This is a genomic window from Streptomyces sp. AM8-1-1 (genome assembly GCF_032229325.1).
Taxonomy (GTDB): domain Bacteria; phylum Actinomycetota; class Actinomycetes; order Streptomycetales; family Streptomycetaceae; genus Streptomyces; species Streptomyces achmelvichensis.
In genome coordinates, this window is the sequence record NZ_CP135086.1 from 3,952,006 (window position 1) to 3,978,375 (window position 26,370).

Genomic DNA, 26,370 nt, shown 5'->3' on the forward strand with positions numbered 1-26,370 from the left:
GCCAGCAGGGTAACCCGTACGCTGACGCGGGTGACGCGCTTGATCGTGGCAGCAGGTGGAGGGGGCGACGCAGTCGCCGCCGCAATGCTCGACGCCGCCCTGTACGGCACCGAGGGGCCGGCCGTGGTTCTCACCTACGCGTGGGACCGCCTCCTGATTGATCCGGTGCCGGGTCCACGAGGGCCAGCGAGCTTTACTGGCCTGCGCCCCCTGACCAGAAGCGTCCAGGTCGTACCCGGCGATGCGCGTCCAGTTCCCCCGGCAGGGTCGACACTCCCGCGCCTCGCTGCGGAGCTCCCGCAGACCTTCGCTCTGATTGACCCGCACCACGGAGCCGAGGGCATCACACGCCAGCTCGAAGAACTCATCCAGCAACTGGAGCCCGAGTCGATCGACCTGCTGGACGTGGGAGGCGACATCCTCGCCCGCGGCGACGAGCCGACGTTGCGCAGTCCACTCGCCGATGCCCTCACGCTCGCGGCGTGCTGCCAAGTCAACGCATCCGTACGCCTCCTGGTCGCAGGCCCCGGCTTGGACGGCGAGATCCCAGCCAAGGACCTACGCGACCGCACCGGCTCCACTCTTCTGACCCTGACAGCTGAGCACGTTGATCCGGTCAGCTCGGTGCTGGAATGGCACCCCTCGGAAGCAACGGCCATGCTCGCGGCGACAGCCCGAGGAGTCCGCGGCCTCTGCGAAGTCCGCGACGCCGGCCTACCCGTCCCGCTCACCGACCAGGGCCCCACCGTCCACGAAGCCAACCTGGACGACGCGCTCACCCGTAACGAGCTCGCCCGCGCCATCCTCGCAACGGAAACCCTCGACGAGGTCGAACATCAGAGTCGCGAAATCTGCGGCTACTCGGAGATCGACTACGAGCGCAACAAGGCTAGTTGGCTCGGTACCCAGACAGAGCAGAGGCTCGACGCGGAGACGACGCTCCGCCAACTCGGCCAGTTCGAAGCCGAAGCCCGCACCCGCGGGATCACGCACACGACGTTTCGCCGCCTCACCGAAGCACTCGGCCTCAATGGCAGGCAGCGCCAGGACCTCAGAGCGCTCTTGCTCAGCAACCTGCCGGAGCAGTACCAAGCCCCGCTGTGGCACATCCCCCCGGTCGCCTGAGTAACAACTTTCTTTACGGGTTCAAGGCCCGCGCACGGCGCGGGCGCGCCGCCTCTACGGCGCGGCCCGCCTCCTGTCTTCGCCCCGGCTGGCCGCGCCCGGCGGCGCGCTCGGCGGCTGCGGGCATGAAGTGGGGAGACACCCTCTGTGGCTGGGGCGGTCGGCTCCACGGCTTTAGGCAGCCACTTTGGGGCGAGCCTCTAAGATCTTGGCCCCAAAGTCGTGCTTTAACGGGCAGGTCCACAGACTGCCCGACTCGCCATCAGCTTACGGGGCCAAGATCACTCGCCCCAAAGCAGCTCCAGCCCAAAGCCGCTCCACCGACCGTCTCTAGGCCTCATCTATCGCTTCGTTTCCCCTACCCTTTTCCTCAAGCCTGCGCCGCGACTTCTCCCTGCGATATTCGGACAGTCTGGGGTCATGCAGATCCAACGCAGCTCGAATAATCCCGGCGCGATTGTACTTGAGCGACCCCTTAATCACTTTCCCTTCACTATCATGGATGGATGTCGTCTTCTCTTTTCGAATTACAGCCTGCTTCTTGCTCTGAACGATGCGGTCAATCTCAGTCAAATCGTCATACCCGAACTCGTGCAGCTCAGAAATAAGTTCCGAAATCGTTTCCGATGTTGCCGGTCGACGCTCAGGGAAACTCCTTTCCAGTAGGGCCTGCAGAGTATCGGCATTAACTTCGGTAGCTCGAATCTCCGGACTCCGCAACACCGCCTCTTCGGCTGCCGCAGCAGAGCGTGATGATGACCTGTAAAACCCCTCGAACTGCCGGTCGCCCACGTAGAGCAGCGCACTTAACGCGTGAAAGTCCTTGACGAGGTCTCTTGGGATACTCTCCTCGCTTTTATAGCTCAGATAGTGGGACATGTTCGCCCACGCGTCCATAAGGATGGTACGAACCTGGATCTCGAATTTGAGACCTTTGATTTTGTCATACCGCTCCCCGGCATGCCTCTCAGAGAGAGTGCAAATATAGTGGTGAGACATGTACCCGAACGCGGAAACATCTCCTCCGTTGATCTTATCCTCCTTGTTGAGGACGTTGAAAATGGACGAGATGACTTGCTCCGCGCGCCCCAAGTCGCTCATGAACAGGCAGACCACGCGAGCACCAGCCAAGTCCTCGGTTTCCTTGAAGGGCTCCCTATAACCCTTTCGTTCAACCTTTTCCAGGAAGCTCTCAAGAGTCTTAGGTCGTGCGGCGATTGAATGCCACTTAATCCCCGCTTCGTTCATCCTATTCTTCAGGCTGAACTCCAGCTCCTGGCACAGATTTATGTAGCCTGCGTTCCTCGCGCCGAACTCTTTAGTCAGCTCTTCAGTGGAATATTCACCCATGAAGCGATCTTAGTAGCGGCTGTCCAGAGTCCGCAGCGCTTTGCGCAGAGCCAGCGTAAGCGCGGGCATGAGGCAGCCGCAGACGGACTGGGTGCCAGGTACTGATCGAACCTCGCAACAAGCGGTGGATCTCCCCCAACGCGCGAGCGCCCTCCCGGGCCGTCCTAGGGCCGTGGAAGGGCGCTCAACGATGACCAACGCCGACAACTGCCGACAGCTCAGCGACAGGTCAGGGCGTTGATCGATAAGGCGGCCGCAGGTCACGGCCGCCGGTGATCAGTTGTGGCTGGACTGGGGCCGGCAGCTCAGGCCTCTCGACCAAGCTGCGGGCGAAGGGAAGCGACGTTAAGAGCTCTCGCCATCCGGGCTGTGGTTCTGCGCGAGGTGCGCCCGGCTGTCTGCGGATGCCTGACAAGCCGGACTGAGTTCCAGGATGCCGCTGCGCCGGATGCCGCGGACACACTGGCCGCGAAGCTCCCTAGTTCCGGAAGAATCGTCGCCCTGTCCTTACTTCCGTTTTACTCTCATCGGAGTTTTTGGGCCAGTCATCACGAACTCTCTGGACGATATCTCGGCATTTTGTGATGTTTTTGAAGAGGCTCGTCACATAGCTGCTCGGATATGCATCATCGACATGCTCCACGAGAGAGAAGAGCGCTTTTTCGGTGAGCGCCGGAACTCGTCTTAGCTCCGAAGACCAATCGGACTCGGCGTCATCGATTCGCTGCAAGTCGAGTTCTCGGAAAACCAAGTGAAGTACGAGACGGTTACCCTGGAGGCAAACTGACCGCGGACGTCCATCGAGTTCCTTCTTTAGGTCAGACAACGTGAGGTCGACAAGGCGCATGACCTCAACGCATCTCCATACACGATACGGTCCCACAGTTGGATTGAACAGCGTACGGTACGGAGGCTTTTCTGTTGATTCCCATAGACTTCCGACCTTGCTCTTTGCAAGGACCGCCAGACTTGGTTCGCGATTCGCACACGCCAGAGCAACGGTGGCATCCACCACTGTGCAGCCGTTTTCAACGCTGGGTACGGGTTCTCCACGTTTGATCGCGTACGTCTTCTTCAACGAAAGCACCAATTCGGTCCGCAAACGATCCTGTTGCGGATCCAAAGCCACAAAATCTCGCGTTTCCACGCTGTTTTGCGTATTTGTCGCTCTCGTGACTGCCGTTGCAAAACCCTCAGGGCAGGCTTCGAGATTAATGAATCGAACCCATACCATTGCGCCGTCGAGAGAACTCCCACTCCTCTGCCACGCCTTATGGATGCTAGCTACAGTCTGGGCGCCATTTACGATGCTTACCCCGGTCAGAGAAAAATCACCGAAGGTGCGCGTTGCCGCGCCGCGCGGCGTCTTCTTGATGCTCTCACAGAGGGCTGTCACGCCATTATTGAAGTACCAAAAATGATGAGGAGAATCCAGAATAGTATTCGCCAGCGCATCGTTCACGCTGGTGTTGCCAAGAGCCTTTCGGATGTTCTGCGAGAACAGTCGGTCACCAAAACGTTCGTACCACTCGGCAACATTCGAAGCCGTCACAACACCATAATAGGCTTCATATGGCTCGCTTACAGTTCCCCAATTCTCCAGTTGTGCGGGAAAATCGATTCGCGAGCCCCCCAACCCCTCAGCGACAAAGGAATGAAACTCAGTCAGACCCAGCATCTCCACCGAAACAAGCTGTTGAGTCTCATTCATCTCGTCGAGCACGTCCTGAAAAACCGCAGCAGACGGTTTCGCCAACTCCGTTCGGCCGGTTGTGGCCACGACAAGCACGAATGTCACATCTACATCGTCGAGCGCCGCCGTAATCTGCTCTTCGCGGGCTCTGAGTCGAGGGGTGAAGCGGTCAAACTTCGTGTCGAGGAGGTCCTTAAATCCCGCAATAAAGTTCCTTGAATCACCTAACCCAAGACTGCCGTCTCCTGAGCCGTCCCACTTGGACTGCACAAGAATCACCCTGTGCTGTGTAGCGTCGATCGCAATGGCGTCAATTCCATTATCATGGCTGCCATCCACAACGGTTGCAGCCGCTTGGTCCGCTGAGAGTTCGGTAAACCTCTGAATCGCGAGAGCCGCTAGGGATCGGCTCAGGAACGCCTTTTCGCGGACGGAAGAGCTAGCCTTCTCGTAATCACTCATATCGATGTGGTCCGCGAAACCTGTGTGCAGCGCGTCCCTGATGTGTCTGACCCACAGCTTTTTCATGCGCCCCCCGCATGCCAAGATCAGCAGGCTCGTCCCTGGAGCGAGCACCGTATCGATTGCACACGGTGATAGGGAAGAGTCAGGCTGTGATTGCTCGTCGACGACGCGACGCACCGGCGGCCCCTGTGCCAGCCAGGCGCTGAGACGGCCGGGAGGACAGCAACCCCAGCAACTGCCAGCACCCAACAACGACTGCCACAGCACTCACCGCGTGGCGCCCACGACGGACGTGCCAGATCCGTGCCAGGTCGTGCGGGGAACAGCGGGGAATACCGGGGACTTCGAAAGAGGCCAGACTGACGTCGGCGCCGCTCCGCCGCAGGTCAGCCCAGCAATCTGCCCTAGATCACCTTAGCTTCCCAAGCTGAGCTTTGAGGGTGGATGAGTCGCCTTCACGGGCCGGCCGTCGCGGCTTGCTCTAGTCGACGGCACCAATAGCGTGGCTGAGGCCGGTGGGGGGTACAGCGAGGCACGCGCGCGCCCAGTCGGCTAGTACCCGCCGTCGTGGCTGACTTTCGTCGGCTGAGGCTCAGGCGGAACGCATCGAGGGCGCCGCCGTCAAGTCGAGCGCGGCACCATAGCCGATCAAGGCTGGGCCGTCTCTGGGCCGTCCGAGGGCGCTCAACAGTGGCCAAGGACGACCAACGACGACCACCAGGCGCACGAGCCCGCCGCCCCTGACCAGCTAAAACCCAGCTCACCAAGATCCCCGATAACGCCCAGGGCAAGAAGACAGGTCCGGACTTGGTTATTGAGACCTCCTGGGCTGAATCCCGCCGCTACTCTCCCAGAATGGCGACCACGAACGGGTGGGGGAACGCTTCCCCGCCACCGATACTGATCCAGTGTTCCTACTGCGATGCGCACACTCTCAGCACACAGCGAGGGACATGGGAGCTCACACCGGAGGGCGACGACGAGTTCGAGCCCACGCTGTACACACTTGTGTCGTGCGACAAATGCCGCGCTCCTCAGCTCCTCGTGCAGACAGCGGAGATGGAGGCTGGAAACGTCTGGGGCTGGACAGATCCTACTCGCGAGTGGCCTAGCGACTCCTCGGGTCCGTTGAGCCCCAGCATCCCCGTGGCGCTAGCGCGAGAGATGCGTGAGGCTCGGGCTTGCTTCGGCGCCAACCTTTACACCGCTACCGCCGTGATGGTCCGGCGAACACTCGAAGGCATGTGCGTCGATCAAGGTACGCGCAAGAAGGCACTCTTTGAAGCCCTGGGCGAGCTACGCGACGCGGACAAGATCGAAGGCCGACTCTTTGAATGGGCGCAGGCCCTACGTGTCCTTGGCAATCAGGGTGCCCACTTCAGCAAGGACGCGGTAAGCCGGGAAGACGCCAGAGATGCTTTGGAGCTCGCCGAAGCTCTGCTCGACTACATCTACGTCTTCACCGCCAAGTACGAAGAGTTTCAAATGCGTCGATCGACGACCCCAGCTGGCAGCCCCTGAAGTACGTGGGTCAGCTCTAGGCCACTCAAGGGCAGCTGCCGGATCAGATATGCCCAAGGCAGTCGTCCGCCAGCGCAGGCATATCCAGCAAGATGATCGAGGTCCCCACTGGCAACGACATCTTCCCTTAAACGGGGCTGATGCTGGTGTCATTGAGCCGCACACTGCCCTCACTGCTGGCTGCCCGGGCATCCTGGCTCGGCCATAAATCTCCACCGCCTGATTGGCATACATGACATCCATGGCTGACATCAACGACGCCGGACGGGGACGCACATCAGCACCCTTGTCCGGCCGTCGCACCAGTCCGCAACAGCACCCGAAGCGGGCTGCCATCGAACTTACAAGGCAGGTGTCAGCACGGGCCGTGCCCGTTGCGTGCCCGACGGGACGGTAAGCCGCGGTCAACGAGGGTGTCAGTGGCCACCAGTCTTTACTGCCGTCGGCGGCCGTTTCGGCAGGTCAGCGCCTCGATCCCGGCTTAATCACCTGTGATTCCCAAGCTCAGAGCGCGGGTTCGATTCCCGTCACCCGCTCCATGAAAAGGCCCAGGTCATAGACGCAGGCCTTTGTTGTCGTCTGGACCTGTCTGAGCCTCCCGTGCCAGATCCGTGCCAGATGCCTGGTCATCCACTGCATCACGCCGCCCGCACCATCCGGTCCAGGCCCGCGGCGACCTCCCGCTGACGCTCCAGGTCCGAGTGCTGATAGGTCAGCGCGGCGCGCTCGGTGGACTGCCCGGCGCGCACCATCGTGTCCTTGAGCGTCGCACCGGAACGGGTCGTCAGGGTGTGCCCGGTGTGACGAAGATCGTAGAAGCGGAAGCCATCAGGAAGATCGACCGTGGTCCGCGCCGTGCGCCACTTCCGCCCGAAGGTGGATCGCCTGAACGGCTTGCCCTTCTCCCCCACGGACCGTCCGGGCGTCGGCGATGCTTGGCGGCTTGTGGGTCGCCCGGGAGGCCGGTCAGTGCGTCAGTGGTCAGCGCGTGAGAGTGCGGGTGCCACGGGCGGCCGGCCTTGCTGACTGATGGCGTGAGGGCTGTTGCTGCCTGGACGCGGCCGAGCCGTAGGGTGCAGGTCATGGCGCGATTCGACGACGTCAAGGCGACGTTCTGGGACGACAGCGACTACGGCGTCCAGCCGCCACTCACGCAGGAAGCGATCAGGCAAGCCGAGCGTGAGCTCGCTGTGCGGCTTCCTTCTGCCCTGCTTGACCTTCTGCGAGTTCAGAACGGCGGCCAAGTAGCCACTGAGTGGGATGCATTCGCTACGAGTCGGCCGACGTCGTGGAGCGAAGACCATGTCCCCTTCACGGAGCTCATGGGTATCGGGAGACGTGAGGGCATGATGTCGCTGCTCGACACTCCGTACCTGATCAAGGAGTGGCAGATGCCCTCGCCGATCGTGCTCATCTCCGGTGACGGGCACTGCTGGACAGGGCTCGACTACAGGGTCTGTGGGCCGGAGGGCGAACCGTCGGTCACCTGGTTCGACAACGACTTCAACACCGAACTGGCCCTCGCTGACGACCTGCGCTCGTTCATCGAGAATCTCACCTCCAGCACCGTCTTCGACGAGGACCCCGGCGGCGATGTCGTGCCACCTGAGAAGCAGCAGGAATAGGGCGAGCGCCTGGGCATCCACGGTTGTCCTTCGTTGCGGCTGGAAGGGGGTTACGTGGGCCCTTCCGGGCAGCGGCGATGCTTGGCGGCTCGTGACCCTTGCCCGAAGGCCGGTCAACGGCGGAACTCCTGGCGGAGCGAGTCGCGGCCAGAGTAAGGGACCATGATCTCTCGCCCCATGGCAGCTCCAGCCCAAAGCGGCTCCACCGACCTGGACCATCGTGGCTGGTGTCAGTAGCGCCCTACACAATGCGCCCATGAGTGATCACTACGAAGTCGTCTTCTCCTGCTTCCTGCGCGACGACACCCCGGAATCGGTGATGGCTGCCTTGCGCTGGCATCTGGGCATGGATGCCGAATTTCCCGAGAATCTCGACGACGACGAGGGGCAGCTCTATCCGCTACTCGATCCAGACAACCACAACAGCTGTCTGCCCGGAGGGGACGTCGTGTCCTTGCACCGCACAGTGCAGGAGTTCACTCAGTCTGGCGAACGCTACGAATGGGAGCTCTTCGCCCGCAAGGACTGGCTTGATGACTCCATGCTCTACCTCCGTGACCTCTTGGATCTGCTCGCCCCACATGCAGCGCGCCCTGGCTACGGGGGCCATTTCCGCAACTTCTACGGCACTGCGGTGACTGTCTTTACCTTCCGCGACGGAACGTACGAACCGATCGAGATCTTGGGGTAGGTAGGGGCTTCGTGCCCCTGGGGTGCCCATCACATGCGGTGGGTGTGGGATTTGACCCCACGGTGACGTCGCTGACACCACGGTTTTGGCAGGAGCAGCAACCAACATCCGCCGAATTCGACGCAGGTCGCAGCCCAACTCGCCCCACCACGCTCCTGAAGCGGGTGTCGGTACGACCACGCTCCTGAAGCGGGTGTCGGTACGACCACGCTCGGCCAGCAAGACCGGGTGATTCCCTCCGCCGGCGGGCACGTCGTCGCCGAGGACGGGACGGCTCCGGCCAGCCCGCACCTGAAATGTGTTGCCGATGCCGTGTGGCGTGCGGTGATATTCCGGCATGAGCAGAATTGCGCAGGTCATCGTGCTGGCGGCGTATGAGGACGAGGTCATGGAACCGCTGACCCGTTGGGACGACTCGCGTAGCTGGAAGGGTACGTTCGAGCCGCTCGGCCTGTTTGTCGGTGGGTGGGTAATCGAGTTCCACAGGGAGCGGCCGCGCTCCGGACTGCTCAAGCACCTGGGGTCGCTTCCTTGGACCAACCCGGGGGGCGTTCAGGTACTGATCCATGACGAGGAGGACGACTGCTTCGGCCTGTGGATGATCCACGACGGCAGACTGGTCGAGGTATCGCTCCCGCGTACCCAGCGTTTCCATTCCCCAGTCCCGTCCTCTGACGAGTTCCCGCCGAGTCCGGGGTATCTGTGGCGGACGGACACGGGCAGCACGGTGCCGGCAGACCTCTCAGCAGAACGCCAGGATCCACGACCGGCCTGGTAACGGCGCCTTGGAGCCGTCCCGGCGTGACAGGAGGCAACGTGAGTCGGAGACGGTACGTGCCCAGAGGCGTGCCAGGCGGTTATCGAATCTGGGACAACAAGGGACGCCGGTGGTGGGGTGACCTCTACCAGCTCTGCCCTGATGATCTCGTTGCTGAACTCAACGGCGACGCGAACCACGAGAAGATCACCGCTCTTCTCAAACGGTACCGGGCCCTGAGGCGGTAGACACCCACCCCGGGTAAGCCGCGCCAGATGCGTGCCAGAAAGTAGGGAGAACAGCGGTCAGTCGCGGTCACGGCCGCGTCTCTCCGGCGACCGGCCATACGCGCTGCGCACAGGTCAGCGCTCCCCCGGTTCAATTCGCCCGGTGATTCCCAGAGCGCGGGTTCGCTTCCCGTCACCCGTCCATGGAAAAGGCCCAGGTCATCGACCCGGGCCTTTGTTGCAACGCAGCTCCCGTCCAAAGCCGCTACGCCAACCTCAGCTCGCAATGCGGCGACCCGTCACTCGGTGAGCCGGGAAGCAGCGTGCTCCCACGGGGGTAGCTCTTGGTCGGGCAGGTCGTCCTCGTCAGCGTCCTCCCGGTACCACCCAGTTCCTGCGAGCCACGTTTCGAGCCAATCCGTCAGAGACTCGGCATCCACAAACCAGGCGGCGGCCCCGCCGTCCTCCACAGCGTTCGGCTCGAAGAGCAGGACCGTACCGGCTTCGCTGTAGCAGTCCACAGCCGCGTACATTGCGCAACCCCAGTCCAGGATCGGCACCACACCGGCCGGCCAAGAGGGGCTCTCCTCTTCAGCCGAGGCCGATCGCTCGGCGTGGTATTCGCTCAGCACTGTGCGTTCAGCTCCAACCAGAGGCAGGAGCTGATAGTCGGGGCCGTAACCTCCGTTGGCTATCTCCCGATACAGGCGCGCGAGCAGAGGCGGGAGCGGGAAGCCGAGCTCAGCCTCTGCTGTGGCCAGTTGGTCGGCGCTGACGGGGGCAGACATGGCCGATCCAGGGGTCTTCGCCTTCGCTGCTACCCGATGAATGAGGTCTTCGATGTCAGGCACGGGCGTGATCCTGCCAGGCACCTCTGACAAAGACGGGTGCCCCTCGCGTGCCCTGTCCTGCGGGGAATCAGAGGGAACCGACGGTTTGCAAGATTGCCCCGGTCTCGGCGCCAGGCAGCATGCAACGCGCGGGAAGATCAACACGCTGCATCGTCAAACGCCTGACCAGATACGGCAGATCAGTCCGTCGCCTCGCGGACGTCCTTTCCCTGTTCGGCGAACGCCTTGAAGTCCTGCAGGTGCTGTTGCGACTGCTTGCGGAAGGCGCCGGGCATCAGAAGTCCCACCGCCTTCATCAGAAAGCCGCTGAACCGGTATTCGTTCTCGCTCTCCAAGAGCGTCGCATCCGGGCCGGCTTCGGTCAGCCGGTCGCGCACGGCGCTCCACATGCCCTCGCCGACGATCTCGCGGTCGAAGTGAACGACGCTCGTTCTCGGGATCTCGCGCAGGTCTGCCGGTTCCCTGCGGGTGATGGTCTCGGTGCACTCGAACGTCCGCTGGCCCATCTGCATCACGACCCGCGACTTGGTGCCGAGGTGCCCGTGCTCCCCATTCAGCGGCTCGTGCAGCACCAGGCCCCGTAGCCATTTCGGCAGGTGTGCCGGGTCGGCGAGCAGCTGGGCCACCTTCTCCCGCGGCAGGGCGATCTCGATGGAGACGGTGTATTTCATGGTGCGCATCATTCTTTTCCTCTGGGACAACGTGCTTTTGCCCTGCTCGTCGTGCTCCTCAGCCGAGGACACTGCCTTCTGTGTCCGTAAAGCAAAGGTAGCGAGGCACGGGGCGAGTATCTCCGGCGCCACTGCCTGTCGGCCCTGTTCGCCGAGCACAGGCCGCCAACGGCACCCCGAGGCGCGGTGATTCCCGAGCTCGAGCACAGGTTCGCTCCCCGTCACCCGCTCCCGGCGCGAGCAGCCACTCACCCACTGTCCGGCACCGTCCCGGAGAGCGCCCGGGTCACATCCGCTGTTTCCCGCGGCCGGCAGAGGCCTGCGCAACGTCCGCGCCGGAGCTGACGTGCCGCTGGGTCTCCTGGGGACCGTGCCAGTCCAGGCACATCACCGTGGCGTCGTCCTTGAGTTGGCCGTCGGCGGCGTCCCGGACCTCGGACGTCAGCATCAGCGCGGTCTCCCGCGGGTGAAGGCCCCGGGTGCGCTCCAACATGGCGAGCAGGTTCACCTTCGCCCCCTGATGTTCGAGCATGCCGTCCGTCAGCATGAGCAGACGGTCACCAGGGCGCACATCGAGTTCTTGAACGCGGTACGGGTGCGTCACGCGCACGGACAGCCCGAAGGGATGGTCCACCGCGCAGGTGATCACCTCCGCGGTCCCGTCGCGCATGCGCAGTGGCCAGGGGTGACCGGCGTTGACGAGCCGGGCCCGTCCGGTGTGGAGGTCGATGCGCAGCAGCTGCCCGGTGGCGTGACCGTGGCCGTGGGCCGCCAGGGCCTGATCGGCCAGATGAGCCTGCTCGGCCAGGTCGGCTCCCGCGCGGCGAGCACCCCGCAGAGCGCCCACCAGCACCGTTGCGGCCAGGGCAGCGCCGATGTCGTGGCCCATGGGATCCGTCACCGACACATGCAGGGTGTCCCGGTCCACGGTGTAGTCGAAGGTGTCCCCGCTGAGGTCTTCGGAGGGCTCCAGACTCCCGCACAAGGTGAACTGTGCGGCCTCGCACGACAGTGAGGGAGGCAGCAGCTGGTACTGGATCTCAGCTGCCAGAGTCGGGGGCCTGGAGCGTTTCCCCCAGGTGTAGAAATCGGTGAAGCGCCCGTTGGCGATCACGACGTACGCCAGGATGTGGGCGGCTTCCCCGACGGTATCGAGGACGCCCTCGCCGGGGGCGACCGGCAGGAGCAGTTCCAGCAGCCCGATGGCGTCCCCGCGGTTCGTGACCGGCACGATCACCCGCTGTCCCCGGCCGGTCGCTTCCTGATACAGCCGCTGGGTACGAATCACCTGCTCGTAAACGCTGCCGAACAGCGGGATCCGCTCCGCTTCCCGCCCTCCCTCCACTGCCCCGACGGTGGACAGCCGCGCCACAGCCTTCCCCGTCAGGTCCACGATGAGGAAGGAGACCTTCGTGGCCTCGATGCGCAACCGCAGATACTCCGCGATCACGTCGACGGCCTCTATCGGCGCCGCCGTCTCCGCCGCCGTCAGCAGCCGGGGAAGTTCACTCTGTCCAGCGCTCACGGCCACAGCCCCTTCCACCAGCCCTCACACCCAGCTTGGGTACCTCCGTGGCCAGCGTCAATCCGGGCCCGGTCTCGTACGGGCAGGTGGTCACGTCAGGCGGCCGGCAAGGACGAGTGGGCTGCGGCGTCCCTCCATGGGCTCGGCCGTCACGACGGTCCTGACCGCGAGACTCGACGAGGTCCGACCGGATGCAGCCCGGCGGGGCGAGCACGCGGCGCGCCCCGCCGGGACAGCAGGATCAGATGCGGCGCACGGTGCGCAGACCGAGGGCGTACGTGCCGGTGCCGTCAAGCAACGAGGCGCCCGAGAGATCGGCCATCGTGGGCCCGTTGCTGCTCTTGCGGCTGGAGACGAACCGGCGCAGGCCGTCGGTGTCCAGGCCGAGGTAGATACCGACGTGGTCCACGGGGTAGGGCTCGTTCGCGTCGACCGGGTCGTTCGCGTCGAACAGGACCAGGTCCCCCGGCTGGATCGGGGTGTCCGCCGCAAGGGCATGGTGGTCATCCGCCTTGGTTGCCACCCGCGCCCCGGGAGCATGGTCGACCATGGCACCTGACTTGCGGGGCAGTGCCAGCTTCGCGGGGTCCACGCCGGAGTACACGGGGACGCCCATGTGGTAGCCGTAGACCATCCGCACGTACCCGGAGCAGTCGAGGCTCCCGACCTGGCCCTCCTCCGGCTGCGCCACCTTGTCGGGGAACGACCAGGACCGGTCCATGTAGTCGTGGAAGTCCGCGCCGACCGGGCGCAGCCCCTGCCCGTCCGCCTTCCCGTATCCGGCCTGGCCGAGCACCTGCGCGCCGACGGGCTGCTTCTGGCCGCTCGTCACCTGTGGCGCGCCGGGCAGGAACATCGCCGCGTACGAGAGGGCGTCCGGGGCGAGCGATCCGGCCCAGCCGCGCACGACCGCCTCCACTGCGGGGGTCCAGGTGCCGTCGTACGGCGCGTCGAGGAGGCGGACCCAGTGGCTGTGGGTGACGGACGGCGGCTTCTCCCAGGAGGCCTCCATGACGTTGAAGTGGCTCACGCTCATCGTGACCGGGAGATTCGTGCAGCCGGTTGAGGCGAAGCCGCGCACGCCGACCCGGCCCTTGGCGTAGGCGGGGTCGGCGTCGGTGAACTCCATGGTCCACCCGGCCGGTTCGACAGCCGCCGTGCGCCAGGCCTTGATCTGAACGCGGGCGCCTTCGCGGCGGACACGGATCGTCCAGTCGGTGTTGGCGGACACACCGGTGGCGAGCGGGCCGGCGGTCTTCAGGACCGTGGCGTCCCCGCCGAGGACCTTCTCGGCGCGCAGGTCGACCCCGCCCTGGGTGGTGAAGGACAGCCGGGCCCGGTAGTGGGTGCTGGGGTCGGTCCCGTCCTTACCGCTGTAGGCGAAGACCAGCGCGAAGGAGCAGGCGTTGCCGGCGGGGACCTTGTCGAACCGGCCGTTGCACCGGACGTCGACGTCGGTGATCTCGTCGTCGCGCAGGGTCGCGAACCGGCCGGTGAGCGTGTCACTGAGGACCGCACGGCCGGCGCCGCGCTCCGGGATGGTGAACTCTGCGTACACGGGCTCCTCGGGTGTGCCCGTTCTGACTCCGCCGAACACCGACCAGCTGCCGCCGGCCGGGGAGTTGCCCCAGCTGCCCGCGGTGGCCAGGGTGCGCTCGAAGCGGTCCTCGAACGTCCGCTTGTTCTCGGTGAACGTCCGCTCGGGTCCGGTCATGAGAACTGTCCGGGCGCCCGTGGTCAGCACGGCCAGCGGCTGACCGGCGCAGCGGATCTCGGTCCGGGCAGGGGTTCCGGGCAGCACGGTCGCGGTCAGTGCGCCGACGGAGGCCCGGGTGAGGGCGGCTATGTCGTGCGGGGCGCCGGTCAGGGTCATCGAGGAGCGCGGGCCGGTCATGCCGGAGGACGCCGAGGTGCCCGCGCGGGGGGCCGTGGCCGGGGTGCCGGCGGGTGAGGTGGTGGCTGCGGCGGCCGGGGAGGTGCTCAGCCCGATGAGCGGGCCGGCGGCAGTGGCGCCGAGAGCTGCGAGCAGGGTGCGGCGGGAAGTGTTGATCACCCGTCGCATTATCGGACCACCACCCGCTCCGGGGGTTAGACGGGTAGGGCCACCACGTCGCGCGACGGCATCAGCCGGTGGTGCGGGCCGCCAAGGACGGACCGGCTGGTGCGGGCCGCCAAGGACGGACCTGTGAAGCCGTCCCTGTGCAGCACTGGTCGGGACGCCTAGCAGCGGCGCAAAGTGCCGCTCTCCTTGGTGAGTTTGATGCTGTGGGCCCAGCCTTCGGTGTTCGTCCCATCGATACGGGCGTAGATCCACTTATTGCCGTACGCGTTGGTGATGTAGCAGTGGTAGTAGAGCTTCGCACCGGTCTTGACCACGGTCACGTACTGGCATTCCGCATACGGCCCGGTGTAGAGGTGGGACGTCTCGGCCAGCTGGCCGGAGCCGGCGCTGCGGTTCTCGTGGGCCCAGCCGGTGCAGGCCGTCGACACAGGAGTGGGCTCCTTCACCGTCGGGCTGGGCTCGGTCTCCGGAGAGGCCGACGGGCTCTCGGTCGGCTCGTCGCCTTCGGCGCCGGGCTTCTCCGTGGGGCCCCGCTCCTCGTCCTCGTCACCATCAGGCTCCTCCGAGGCCGACGCCTTCGAGGACGTTCCGGGAAGACCGGCGGACGCCGGGGTGCTTCCCTCCGTCGACCGTGGGTTGTCCGTGGGGGAGCCGACGGCGGGCGGCGTCGCCCGCGCGCCGTCCGTGGTCGTGCCGCCCTGTGAAGACGTCAGGGCGTAGGTGATGCCGGCGCCTGCGGCGAGGAGTGCGACGGCGGCCGTTGCCGCGACGACGGTGCGGTTGCTGCGGCGCCGTGCGCGACGGGCTGTCGTCCGGCTCGTCTCGGGATCGGGGACTCCGGCGTGGCCCGCGCCCGGCGCGCCGTGCTCCGGCAGCGTCGGCGGCGCGCCGGGCTGCACATAGCCTCCGTGCGCAGGCTCGGGCTGGGGGAACAGCGGGGGACCGAACCCGGGGACCGGTGCGGCGGCGGCCGCGGCCTCGGGGCCCACCGTGGGAGTGGGAGTGGGAGCGGGAGCGGGTGCCGGCGTCGGCGTCGGCGTCGGCGTCGGCGTGAGCGTGGGAGCAGCGGATGCGAGGCGCACCGTTCCGCCCGAGGCGGCGCGCTCCAGCATGCCGCGCGCCTGTTCCGCGGTGGGCCGGTTCTCCGGCTCCTTCGCCATCAGCGCCTGGAGCACCGGCGTGAGCGGTCCCGCCCGGCGGGGCTCCGGCAGCGGCTCGGTGACGATCGCCGACAGGGTGGACCACGCGGACGTGCGGCGGAACGGCGACGTGCCCTCCACTGCTGCGTAGAGCGTCATGCCGAGCGACCAGATGTCCGACGCGGGACCGGGCTCCCTGCCCTGCGCACGCTCCGGCGGCAAATAGTCGAGGGAACCGACGAGTTGACCGCTCTGGGTCAGCTTGGCCATGGCGTCGTCGCCGGAGGCTTCCATGCTGGCGATGCCGAAATCGGTGAGCACGACCCTGCCGCCGTGCTCGATCAGCACGTTGCCCGGCTTGACGTCCCGGTGGAGTACGCCGGCCCGGTGCGCGGCGTCGAGCGCGTCCATCAACTTGGCGCCGATCGCGGCTGCTTCGTGAGGCTCCAGTGTGCCGCGCTCCGTCAGCACGTCGTCGAGCGAGGGCCCGTCGACAAGTTCCATGACGATGACCGGGAGGCCCTGCTCCTCGGTCACGTCGTGCACGGTGACCACGCCGCTGTGCCGGATACGGGCGGCGGCCTGCGCCTCGCGCTGCATCCGGGCCCGCACGTCGGCCAGTTCGGCCGCGGAGGTGTCGGTGAAAGCCCGCAGGACCTTGACGGCGACCTCCCGGTTCAGGAGTTCGTCCACCGCCCGGGCGACCACACCCATGCCGCCGCGCCCGATGACGGAGGTCACCCGGTAACGCCCGCCGAGTACCCTGCCCGTCAGCTCTCCGCCATGCGCTTCCCCCGCGGTCACCGCACGCTCCGTTCCGTGGTTGTTCGTGAACCATCAATCCGAAGTCCTCAAGGGTAGAGGCAGGGGGCGTGAGGGGAAGGCGGCGGCCGTGCGCAAGTTCGGCGCTGCCCATCAGGGTTGTCGCCCATGGCGGGCACGGGGTCCCTGGCCGTGCGCGTCCGCCGGAAGCGCCCGGTGATTTCCCAGCTCGGAGCGCGGGTTCGAGTCCCGTCACCCGCCTCCATGGAAAAGGCCCAGGTCATGGACCCGGGCCTTTGTCGTTGTCCGGAGCGCGCTGAGCGCCATCCTGCGGTCAGGTGGGCTGCCCCGCTCCACAGTTGCTCGCACGGTCGCCTCACGTGTGCTGCTCAGAGGCCGTCCCATGCGGCTGCTTCGACCGTTTTCACGAGGAAGCCAGAACCTCGCCGGCCATGACCTGGGGAGGGTTGGGGAGGAGCGACGCAAGGTTGTCCCGCACGAAGTCCGCCGCCTTCGCGACCGATTCCGCGGCACCGGCCCGGTCCTGGAACACGCTGGTCGAGATCATCACTCCGTCCCCGGCATCGACCCAGTAGTAGGCCACGAAGCCTGAAACCTGGCGCATGAGCGGCACGAACCCCTCGTTCACGCGGCGCCCCGCCTCGGCCGGGTCCGTCACTCCTTCGTACCGCCGGACTGCTGCGTACATCACCGAGCTCCTCGTGGGGTCAGGGTCTGAACTCCGCTGAGACGTCGTACCCCCGCATCGGCTGTTCGGCTCCTGAGGCCCTCGACCATCACCTGAAGGGCCGCGTCAGGTGATACGAACGGCGCCCGTCACCGCGTCGGCGTCGCCCTTGCCGCCGGGGCCCGCTGTCCGGAAGGGCCGGAAGGGACCCGGGTCGGGGTGTCAGTGCCGGCAGGCGCAGCCGGTCGCGGTCTTGGCATCGGCGACGGTCAGGGCTGCATCGGCGGAGCGCTCGGCCGGGGTGCAGCAGGCGTTGACGCCGCAGCATGCGTCAGCCGGCTCCGCGGTCTCAGGGATGGCGTCGGTGGTCAGCGGCTTGGTGGCGCGGACGATGGCGGAGTGCATGCCGTCGGCGACGGAGTGGGTGGCGATGATCTCGACGTCGGTGAACCCCGCGGCTTCCAGGCCCGCGCGGTATTCGGCGAAGGAGAGCGCGCCGGCGATGCAGCCGACGTGGTCGCCGCGCTCGGCCCGCTGGTCCGGGGTGAGGTCGTCGTCGGCGACGACGTCGGTGACGCCGATCCGCCCGCCGGGCTTCAGCGCGCGGAAGGTCTCGGCGAACACTGCCGGTTTGTCGGTGGACAGGTTGATCACGCAGTTGGAGATGACCACGTCGACGGTGTTCGCGGGCAGCGGGACGGCCTCGATGGTGCCCTTGAGGAACTCCACGTTCGTCGCGCCGGCCTTCTCCGCGTTGGCCAGGGCGAGTTCGAGCATCTCGTCGGTCATGTCCAGGCCGTAGGCCTTGCCGGTGGGGCCGACCCGGCGGGCGGAGAGCAGGACGTCGATGCCGCCGCCGGAGCCGAGGTCGAGGACGCGTTCACCGGTACGGAGTTCGGCGACGGCGAGGGGGTTGCCGCAGCCGAGGGAGGCGGCGACGGCCTCGGCGGGCAGGGCGTCGCGCTCGTCGGCGGTGTAAAGGGTGGAGCCGAAGTTCTCGTCGACCTCGGCCGGTGCGGGCCCGCAGCATGCGGTGCCGCCTTCGGTGACCTGGGCGGCCGCCGCGGCGTAGCGCTGTCGGACGGTCTCGCGCAGGTCGCTGGGCTGTTCGCTCATGACGCACTCCTCGATGACGGGGCGTGGTGGCGCCCTGGAACTGCTTGTATCGACGTTCGTTGATGCAAGCTTGCGCCTTGAATCGAAAGACGTCAACATAGAGACATGCCGAATCAAGAGCTGGAGGTGATCGGCCAGGACGCCGCTTGCTGCGAGGGTCTGGCTGCCGCGCCGCTGGGCGAGGAGCGCGCCGGTGAGCTGGCGAAGGTGTTCAAGGCGCTGGGCGACCCGGTGAGGCTGCGGCTGCTGTCGATGATCGCCTCGCGCGGGGAGAGCGGCGAGGTGTGTGTCTGTGAGCTGACGCCGGCCTTCGAACTGTCCCAGCCGACGATCTCCCATCACCTCAAGCTGCTGCGGCAGGCCGGTCTCATCGACTGCGAGCGCCGCGGTACGTGGGTGTACTACTGGGTGCTGCCCGGCGTTCTGGATCAGCTCGCCTCGTTCCTGGTGACGCCGCAGAGCGCCAGAATCACCGCGTGAGCGCCGCTCGGGCGTGGCGTCACCGGGGAGGCCGTGGGGACCGGCCCGCTGGTCGCGGTCGTCGTCGGCTCGGGCATCCAGGCGGCGGAGCTGATCACCGTCGGCCGCGCTGTCACCGGCACCTGAGCCAGGGGGCGATCCCGGGCTCCTTCGCCCCGTTCATCGCGGCCCCGCTGCTCGGCGCCGCGCTCGGGCCGGGTGCCGCGGCGGTGGTGTACGGACGTCCTGCCCGCACGGCGATCGTCGTGGTACCGCACGGCGAACCCGAACTCGCCTCCTCCTGACCGCCTCTTCCGCCCGCAAGGACACCTGTCATGAGCCCTGCCGCTCCGCGCCCCTCGGTGCTGTTCGTCTGCGTCCACAACGCCGGCCGGTCCCAAATGGCCGCCGCCTTCCTCACCCACCTCGCCGGCGCTGAGGTCGAGGTGCGCTCGGCCGGGTCGGCGCCCGCCGACTCCGTGAACCCGGCCGCCGTGGCAGTCATGGCGGAGGCCGGTATCGACATCACCGCCGAGACCCCGAAGATCCTCACCACCGAAGCGGTCCAAGCGTCGGACGTGGTGATCACCATGGGCTGCGGGGACACCTGCCCGGTCTTCCCCGGCAAGCGGTACCTCGACTGGCAGCTCGACGACCCGGCCGGCCAGGGCGTCGATGCGGTCCGCCCGATCCGGGACGAGATCGAACAGCGGGTGCGCGGCCTGCTCGCCGAACTCGGCATCACGGCCACGGCGTAAGCACCGCCTGGGCGCTGACGGCGCGTTGCGGTACAGCAGCGAAGTGCCGGCCACACATGAACGCAGCTGAACTCCCCCGTAGAGCCCACCACCCCTCCGACACAGGGGGAAAGCGTGCGAGCGGCCGACGCTGACAGGGCCACTAGTTGCGTTCAGCTGAGGTCGCAGTCACCGTAGGGGCCTTTGTTGTTGTCGGAGTGCTGCTGTTTCGGCTGTGAAACATGATGTCCGGGCGCTCAGCGGCTCCGGGGAACCGGCCGGCGCGGCATGGCGTCTGGCACAGGACGATCAGGTCGTCCACAGAGTCGGGGAACGCCCGAAAGGCAGACACCTCATGTTCGTCCTGCTGATGTACGGCGCCATGTTCGCCGTACCGCTCTGGGTCATTGCGGTCGTGGTGAAGCTGCTATCGGTCGTCGTCCCTGGGCGCCGACCGGACTGGGCCAGGGACCTGCTGCGTTGGAGCGCGGGCATGGCGGCTGTCGCAGCCGTCATCGTGTACACGATCGGGCTCGGCTCGGTCCAGTGGGACGCGAGCGAAGCCGAGTCCGGCGCAGGGTCCTCCCCCGCCGTTCCCTGCCGCTCCCTCCCGCCCGGCACGCTCGATCAACTCGCCGGACACGAACCGTCCTACTTCCCACTGGGCTTCGATTGCCTGCTGGACGACGGTCGCGTCGTTGCGGCCGGCGGCCCCTACAGCCTGTTCAACCTTCTGACGGCCGCCTTCGGCCTGGCAGCGATGCTGTCGCTGCTCGCCCTGGGGTTTCAGGACGAGTACCGAGCGCGTGCGGAGATGAAGGCCGAAAGCGTGGCTGCCCAGGGGAAGCGCTCCAGCTGACGGATTCACGTCACGTGCCGCGCTCCACGGTCGGGCCACAACATGCCCACCGTCGCTGCGCCCGGTAACCCGCCCCTGCTTCACGTCGCCGCCAAGGTCGGCGGAACCGCTGGTTCATGCCGAGCGTGGTGTCCTACGGTGTCCGGGATCCAGGACCACGCGGCAGTGGCACATGAACGGAGGCTCCATGGCTGACGGGACAGCGCTGACGGATCGGATTGCCGATCGGCGGGCAGGGGTGGGAGATCCCCGCGCGCTGGTGGGGGAGTTGCGGCGGGCACTGGTCCTGGTGCCGTACGACGGCGGCGGGCTGTGGACGGCCGCGTTCGGCGGGGTGCGCTGGATCTGCGGGTTCACGGACGAGCAGGCGCTGGCCCGGTTCGCTCGGTCACGGGATGCCGGGGACGGGCGGGAGACCGGCCGGTCGTGGGAGTTCGCCGAACTGCGCGGTGCGCGGCTGCTGGACGAGATCGTCCCGGCCATGGCTGAACCGGCGGGGCTGGCCCTCAATATCGCGGATCCCGACGGGGCCATGCTGTTCCCGCCGGTGACGGGCATCGTGCCCGACGCGGCAGCTGTCGACGAGAGCGGACGTGACTGATGGGAGGCGCCGAGGACCTGAAGGTCGACAAGGAGAGCGTTCAGCGGATCACCAAAGGGCTGCGGGCCGCGGTGTCCGAGCTGCGGGAGGTCGGCACCGGCAGCGGTTCGGTGCTGGGCAAGGGCTTCTCGGACATGTCGATGACCGGCATGGAGGCGGGCCACCACGGGCTCTCCGTGGACTTCGAGGACTACTGCGAACGCTGGGAGTGGGGCGTGCGGGCGCTGGTCCAGGACGCCAATACCATCGCGTCGAAACTGGGGCTGGCGGCCGGGCTGCTCTGGGAGGAGGACCAGTACGTCCAGGGAGCCTTCAAGATCGCGGTGAACTCCGCCGTCGGCAATCCGCACGCGTCCGAGGACGACATCGTCAAGCAGAACTGGGGCGATGTGTTCACCCCGGACTATCTGAACCCGGACTACAGCGCGGAATCGTTTCAGAAGACCCGCGACGAGGCCGCACAGACCTGGAAGGACACCGGGCGGGCTCTGCTGACCGAGGGCAACGGCGGGCGTCAGGCGAGCATGCTCAACGATCTGATCGGCGTCGACCAGGGGGACTTCGACCGGGCGGTCGACGACACCTTCGGCCCCTCGCCCGAGGAACGGGCGGCTCAGCAGCAACAGCAGCCCGACGGCGGGGGGAACTGATCCATGGGCATCGGCGATTTCGTCAGCGACATCACACCGGATGTCGTGGAGGACGCGGTCGAGGACGGCGTGGAGTGGGCCGGCGACCGGGTGGAGGACGCCGGGAACTGGACCGCGGACCGGCTCGAGGACGTGGGCTGGGACTCGGGCGCCGACTGGGTGCGTGAGCAGTCCCGTTCCCTGGCGAACCGGATGGGCGCCGAGGTCGATGAGATGGACCTCGGCCAGACCGAGGACAAGACGAAGCTCATCTACGGCAGTGCCTCCAAGATCCGCTCCACCGCCTCTCATCTCAAGGACTTCAAGAGCGCGTTCAGCAATGTCGCCGGTGGTCTCGGAGGACTGGACTCGTCCTCGCTCAAGGGCGAGGCGGCGGACGCCTTCCGCGCGACGGTGAAGATCGAGCCGCCGAAGTGGCACAAGGCGGCCGACGCGTGCGAGAAGGCCGCGGGAGCGCTGGAGGCGTTCGCCGGGACCGTGGAGTGGGCACAGGGCCAGGCGCAGACCGCCATCGACAAGTGGAAGGCGGGCACCAAGGCGTCCGAGGATGCCCTGAACGCGCACAAGTCGAAGGTCGACACCTACAACAAGGCGGCCGACCAGTACAACGCCCAGCCCGCCGACCAGCGCAACCCCGCCTCGCTGCCGCCGAAGCCGGGCGAGTTCACCGACCCGGGCAAGGGACGGATGGAGGAGGCCCAGCAGATCCTGGCCGAGGCCCGCAAGCAGCGGAACACGGCCGCCGAGACGGCCCGTACCGCGGTCCGGGCGGCGCGGGACCAGGCGCCGCCCAAGCCGTCGTACGCCGAGCAGGCCAAGGACGGCCTGGACGAAATCCAGATCATGCAGACCCACTTCGGCGGCGGCATCATCAAGGGAACCGCCGGGCTGCTCAGCTTCGTCCGCAGCGTCAACCCCACCGACCCGTACAACATCACGCACCCCGCTGAATACGCGCTCGCCCTGAACAACACCGCCGCGGGACTCGTCCAGGTCGCCAACGACCCCTGGGGCGCGGGCAAGCAGATGGTCACCGACTTCATGAAGGACCCCGCCGAAGGGTTCGGCCGGCTCATCCCCGACCTGGCGCTGACCGCCGCCACCGGAGGTGCGGGCGCCGGGGTCAAGGGCGTGCGCCTGGCCGACGAGCTGGCCGACGCGGCCAACGCGTCCCGCCGGTCCCGGGGGCTGGTCGACGACGCCCCGGACGGCACCCACAACCGCCCCGACGGTGAGCGCACCGCCGAGGGCACCGACCCGGTCGACCTGGCCTCGGGCCGCATGTTCCTCCCCCAGACCGATGTGATGCTCCCCGGGGTATTGCCCCTCGCCTTCACCCGCCGCGTGGAGTCGGGCTACACCGGCGGCCGGTTCTTCGGCCCCTCGTGGTCGTCCACGGTCGACGAACGCCTGGAGATCGACGCCAACGGCGTCATCCACGTCACCGACGACGGCCTCCTGATCACCTACCCCCACCCCGTCCCCGGCCTCTCCACCCGCCCGGAGACCGGCACCTCACGCAGCGTCCTGAGCCGCGACGAGACCGGTGACTACACGCTCACCGACCCCGAGACCCGGCTGACCAAGCACTTCGCCCGACCTCCCGGGACGGAACCCGGCGGCGACGGTGACGGCTGGCTCGTAGAGGTCGCCGACAGCAACGGCAACACCGTCGCCCTGGAGCGCGCGGACGACGGCACGCCCCTGGCGTTGGTCCACTCGGCCGGTTACCACCTGTCCCTGGCCACGGCCGAGGGCCGCGTCACCGCACTGGCGCTGACCGGAACGGACGCCGGGCCGGACGGACGGCCGGCCCGGCCCGTCATGGCCTACGGCTACACGGACGGCAACCTCACCGAGGTCACCAGGCCCTCCGGAGCCACCCTCACCTTCGCGTACGACGACCACCACAGGGTGACGGGCTGGGTCGACTCCAACGGCCGCGGCTACGCCTACTCGTACGACGACCGGCACCGGGTGACGTCCGAGGGCGGCGAGGCCGGACATTTCCGCGTCACCCTCAGCTATGGCGAACCCGACCCGGCGACGGGCCACCGCACGACCACCTTGACCACCTCCGAAGGTCACACCACCCGCCACCTCATCGGCGAGGGCAACCGCGTCCTCGCGACCACCGACCCGCTCGGCCACACCACCCGCTTCACCTACGACACCCGAGGCAACCGGCTGAGCCGCACGGACGCGCTCGGGCGGACGACCGCCTTCGCCTACGACGAGGAAGGCCGGCTGTCCACCCTCACCCGCCCCGACGGAAGCACGATCCACGCCGAGCGCGACGCCTCGGGCCAGGCGACCGGGATCAACGCTCCCGGCGGTGCCCGGTGGCAGCAGGCGTTCGACGACCGCGGCAACCGGACCTCTCTCACCGACCCCGCGGGACGGACCACGCGGTACACCTACGACGCGTACGGCCGCCCCGAGACTGTCATCGACGCCGTCGGCGAGGTGACGACCGTACGCTGCGACAGGGCCGGCCTGCCGCTGGAAGTGACCGATCCACTCGGCGGCACGACCCGCTACCGGCGCGACGCCTTCGGCCGACTCCTGAGCGTCACGGACGCCTTGGGAGCGGTCACCGGCTTCGAGTGGAACGCCGACGGCCTGCTCTCCCGCCGCACCGCGCCCGGCGGCGCCGCCGAATCGTGGACCTGGGACGGCGAGGGCAACTGCCTCAGCCACACCGACTCACTGGGCCACACCACCCACTACGAGTACACCCACTTCGACCTCCTGACAGCGCGAACCGGCCCTGACGGGTGCCGCTACACGTTCGACCACGACGCGGAGCTGCGCCTGACCCGGGTGACCAACCCGCAGGGTCTGACGTGGAGTTACGCGTACGACAACGCGGGCCGGGTGATCGCCGAGACGGACTTCGACGGCCGCACACTCCGTTACGGACTCGACCCCCTCGGTCAGGTGGCCCGCCGCACCACGCCGACGGGCGAGACCATCCACTACGAGCGCGACATCGGCGGCCGGGTGACCCGCAAGGTTGCGGGCGGCCGGACCACCAGTTACGAGTACGCCCCGGGAGGCCAACTGCTCCATGCCTCCGGTCCGGACGGGGAACTCAGCTATCAGTACGACCGCAGTGGGCGGGTCAAGACAGAGCTGGCCGACGGCCGGGTCACCACGCACGCCTACGACGCCCTGGGCCGCCGCACGCGCCGGGTGACCCCCACCGGGCAGGTCACCGCCTACTCGTACGACGCGGCCGGGAACCTCGTCCGGCAGACCAGCGGTGGACACGAGGTGGACTTCGGCCGTGACGCAACCGGTCGCGAACTGACCCGGCAGTTCGGCGAGATGCTCACGTTCACGACCGAGTGGGACGCGGCGGGACGGGTCGCCGGGCAGGAGACCTCGTCCGGCGGGCGCAGCCTCAATCGCCGTACCTACAACTATCGGGCCGACGGGCTGCTGACCGGTATCGACGACGAGCTCTCCGGGCCCCGGCGTTTCGACCTCGACCCGGCCGGTCGCGTCACCGCGGTCCACGCGGACGGCTGGAGCGAGACGTACGCCTACGACGAGGCGGGCAACCAGACTGCCGCCTCGTGGCCGTCGTCCATGCCCGGTCAGGAGGCGATCGGTCCGCGCACGTACGCGGGGACCCGCATCACCCGCGCCGGAGACGTCCGTTACGAGCACGACGACGCCGGCCGCATCGTCCTGCGCCAGAAGACGCGGCTGTCACGCAAGCCCGACACCTGGCGCTACACCTGGGACGCCGAGGACCGCCTGACGGCCGTCACCACGCCGGACGGAACCCGGTGGCGCTACCTCTACGACCCGCTCGGCCGCCGGACCGCCAAACAGCGGCTCGCTCGAGACGGTGTCACCGTGGCCGAGCAGGTGACCTTCACCTGGGACGGCAGCACCCTCTGCGAACAGACCACCACCTCCGCGGACCTCGCGCACCGGGTCGTCCTCACGTGGGACCACTCCGGCATGCGCCCCCTGGCCCAGACCGAACGCATCGCTCCAGCCGATCCCACCCAGGAAGAGGTCGACCGGCGGTTCTTCGCCATCGTCACCGACCTCGTCGGCACACCCACCGAACTCGTCGACGAGTCCGGTGACATCGCCTGGCACACCCGCACCACGCTGTGGGGCACCACCACCTGGGCGCGCACCTCCACCGCGTACACCCCGCTGCGCTTCCCCGGTCAGTACTTCGATCCGGAAACCGGTCTGCATTACAACTACTTCCGCCACTACGACCCGGAGACCGCCCGGTATCTGACGCCGGATCCGCTCGGCCTCGCGCCCGCCCCGAACCCCGTGGCCTACGTCAACAACCCCCACACTGCGGCCGACCCCCTCGGGCTCGCGCCGGTCGGGTGCCCGGACGAAACGGTGACGGTCTACCGCAAACAGACGGACCATCCGCTGAGCCAGCGCGTGCACATCGGCGAGAACGGCGAGGTGACGATCACCGGGCACGGGAAGCTCTACCTCAATATGAGCGGGGACATGAAGCACACCGTCGAATTCCGTTCCGACAGCGGGCAGATTGTTTCGTACGACGTTCCGAAGTCCTATCGCGATTCCATTCACGACGACGCGCTTCCGCAGAACAAGGACGACCATCCCGACGGTTCCGCGTTCACCCGACAGGAATGGAAAGCGCTCCTGAAGGAATATCCCGAGATATCCGACCCCACAAAGGGCCCCCACCTCTACGGAATTCCTGACAAACTGCTCGACGGGCTGCGGGATGCTATTATCCCCGGATCTGGACGCGTGGTCCGAGAAGGGTGATTCTCCTC

General features: G+C 67.0%; 21 protein-coding genes and 1 pseudogene. 12 read left to right on the forward strand and 10 right to left on the reverse strand.

The window, feature by feature from the left end:
* The first annotated feature begins 84 nt into the window (after positions 1–84).
* Positions 85–1,125, forward strand: coding sequence for a DUF1152 domain-containing protein (locus tag RPQ07_RS17815; RefSeq protein WP_413777840.1), 1,041 nt, complete (start codon positions 85–87; stop codon positions 1,123–1,125).
* Positions 1,126–1,455: 330 nt separating this feature from the next.
* Here the strand turns inward: RPQ07_RS17815 and RPQ07_RS17820 are convergent, their stop codons facing one another.
* Positions 1,456–2,475, reverse strand: coding sequence for a hypothetical protein (locus tag RPQ07_RS17820; protein ID WP_313945140.1), 1,020 nt, complete (start codon positions 2,473–2,475; stop codon positions 1,456–1,458).
* Positions 2,476–2,953: 478 nt separating this feature from the next.
* Positions 2,954–4,696, reverse strand: a complete 1,743-nt coding sequence (locus RPQ07_RS17825) for an AIPR family protein (protein ID WP_313945141.1) — start codon at positions 4,694–4,696, stop codon at positions 2,954–2,956.
* A 1,101-nt stretch (positions 4,697–5,797) separates the two neighbouring features.
* Here RPQ07_RS17825 and RPQ07_RS17830 point away from each other — a divergent pair.
* The gene (locus RPQ07_RS17830; RefSeq protein WP_313948934.1) at positions 5,798–6,154 is read left to right on the forward strand and encodes a DUF4145 domain-containing protein; all 357 of its coding nucleotides are present in this window, start codon (positions 5,798–5,800) and stop codon (positions 6,152–6,154) included.
* Between the two features lie 553 nt (positions 6,155–6,707).
* On the opposite strand, the pseudogene RPQ07_RS17835 reads toward RPQ07_RS17830, so the two are convergent.
* Positions 6,708–7,065, reverse strand: a pseudogene (locus tag RPQ07_RS17835) (hypothetical protein); the annotation flags it as partial.
* A 171-nt stretch (positions 7,066–7,236) separates the two neighbouring features.
* Between RPQ07_RS17835 and RPQ07_RS17840 the strand changes: the two are divergent.
* From RPQ07_RS17840 to RPQ07_RS17855, 4 genes are all read left to right on the forward strand, one after another.
* Positions 7,237–7,779: an SMI1/KNR4 family protein gene (locus RPQ07_RS17840; RefSeq protein ID WP_313945142.1), complete on the forward strand. Its 543-nt coding sequence runs from the start codon at positions 7,237–7,239 to the stop codon at positions 7,777–7,779.
* Between the two features lie 256 nt (positions 7,780–8,035).
* Positions 8,036–8,470 carry a hypothetical protein gene (locus RPQ07_RS17845; protein WP_313945143.1) on the forward strand — a complete coding sequence of 145 codons (435 nt, stop codon included), beginning with the start codon at positions 8,036–8,038 and terminating at the stop codon, positions 8,468–8,470.
* 337 nt (positions 8,471–8,807) lie between these two features.
* Positions 8,808–9,248, forward strand: coding sequence for a hypothetical protein (locus tag RPQ07_RS17850; protein WP_313945144.1), 441 nt, complete (start codon positions 8,808–8,810; stop codon positions 9,246–9,248).
* Between the two features lie 38 nt (positions 9,249–9,286).
* On the forward strand, positions 9,287–9,475 hold the full coding sequence (locus RPQ07_RS17855) for a hypothetical protein (protein ID WP_313945146.1): 189 nt from the start codon (positions 9,287–9,289) through the stop codon (positions 9,473–9,475).
* A gap of 278 nt (positions 9,476–9,753) precedes the next feature.
* Here the strand turns inward: RPQ07_RS17855 and RPQ07_RS17860 are convergent, their stop codons facing one another.
* The 7 genes from RPQ07_RS17860 to arsM form a co-directional block, all read right to left on the reverse strand.
* Positions 9,754–10,305, reverse strand: a complete 552-nt coding sequence (locus RPQ07_RS17860; RefSeq protein WP_313945147.1) for an SMI1/KNR4 family protein — start codon at positions 10,303–10,305, stop codon at positions 9,754–9,756.
* A gap of 179 nt (positions 10,306–10,484) precedes the next feature.
* Positions 10,485–10,985 carry an SRPBCC family protein gene (locus RPQ07_RS17865; protein WP_313945148.1) on the reverse strand — a complete coding sequence of 167 codons (501 nt, stop codon included), beginning with the start codon at positions 10,983–10,985 and terminating at the stop codon, positions 10,485–10,487.
* 277 nt (positions 10,986–11,262) lie between these two features.
* Positions 11,263–12,501, reverse strand: a complete 1,239-nt coding sequence (locus tag RPQ07_RS17870; protein WP_313945149.1) for a PP2C family protein-serine/threonine phosphatase — start codon at positions 12,499–12,501, stop codon at positions 11,263–11,265.
* A gap of 241 nt (positions 12,502–12,742) precedes the next feature.
* Positions 12,743–14,554, reverse strand: coding sequence for a hypothetical protein (locus tag RPQ07_RS17875; RefSeq protein WP_313945150.1), 1,812 nt, complete (start codon positions 14,552–14,554; stop codon positions 12,743–12,745).
* Between the two features lie 167 nt (positions 14,555–14,721).
* A complete protein-coding gene (locus tag RPQ07_RS17880) occupies positions 14,722–16,506 on the reverse strand; it encodes a serine/threonine-protein kinase (RefSeq protein WP_313945151.1) in 1,785 nt (594 codons plus the stop codon).
* A gap of 382 nt (positions 16,507–16,888) precedes the next feature.
* The gene (locus tag RPQ07_RS17885; RefSeq protein ID WP_313945152.1) at positions 16,889–17,173 is read right to left on the reverse strand and encodes a hypothetical protein; all 285 of its coding nucleotides are present in this window, start codon (positions 17,171–17,173) and stop codon (positions 16,889–16,891) included.
* A gap of 201 nt (positions 17,174–17,374) precedes the next feature.
* Positions 17,375–18,268: an arsenite methyltransferase gene (arsM, locus tag RPQ07_RS17890; protein WP_313945153.1), complete on the reverse strand. Its 894-nt coding sequence runs from the start codon at positions 18,266–18,268 to the stop codon at positions 17,375–17,377.
* A 105-nt stretch (positions 18,269–18,373) separates the two neighbouring features.
* Between arsM and RPQ07_RS17895 the strand changes: the two genes are divergently transcribed.
* The 6 genes from RPQ07_RS17895 (at position 18,374) to RPQ07_RS17920 (ending at position 26,362) form a co-directional block, all read left to right on the forward strand.
* Positions 18,374–18,748, forward strand: a complete 375-nt coding sequence (locus RPQ07_RS17895; protein ID WP_313945154.1) for a metalloregulator ArsR/SmtB family transcription factor — start codon at positions 18,374–18,376, stop codon at positions 18,746–18,748.
* 314 nt (positions 18,749–19,062) lie between these two features.
* On the forward strand, positions 19,063–19,485 hold the full coding sequence (locus tag RPQ07_RS17900; RefSeq protein ID WP_313945155.1) for an arsenate reductase ArsC: 423 nt from the start codon (positions 19,063–19,065) through the stop codon (positions 19,483–19,485).
* Between the two features lie 334 nt (positions 19,486–19,819).
* Positions 19,820–20,323, forward strand: a complete 504-nt coding sequence (locus RPQ07_RS17905) for a hypothetical protein (protein ID WP_313945156.1) — start codon at positions 19,820–19,822, stop codon at positions 20,321–20,323.
* A 187-nt stretch (positions 20,324–20,510) separates the two neighbouring features.
* Complete coding sequence (locus RPQ07_RS17910) at positions 20,511–20,924, forward strand: hypothetical protein (RefSeq protein ID WP_313945157.1); 414 nt, start codon at positions 20,511–20,513, stop codon at positions 20,922–20,924.
* Entirely contained in the window at positions 20,924–21,574 is a 651-nt protein-coding gene (locus RPQ07_RS17915) for a hypothetical protein (RefSeq protein ID WP_313945158.1), read from the forward strand. The genes RPQ07_RS17910 and RPQ07_RS17915 overlap by 1 nt, the downstream gene beginning before the upstream one ends.
* 3 nt (positions 21,575–21,577) lie before the next feature.
* A complete protein-coding gene (locus RPQ07_RS17920) occupies positions 21,578–26,362 on the forward strand; it encodes a putative T7SS-secreted protein (RefSeq protein WP_313945159.1) in 4,785 nt (1,594 codons plus the stop codon).
* Positions 26,363–26,370 lie beyond the last annotated feature (8 nt).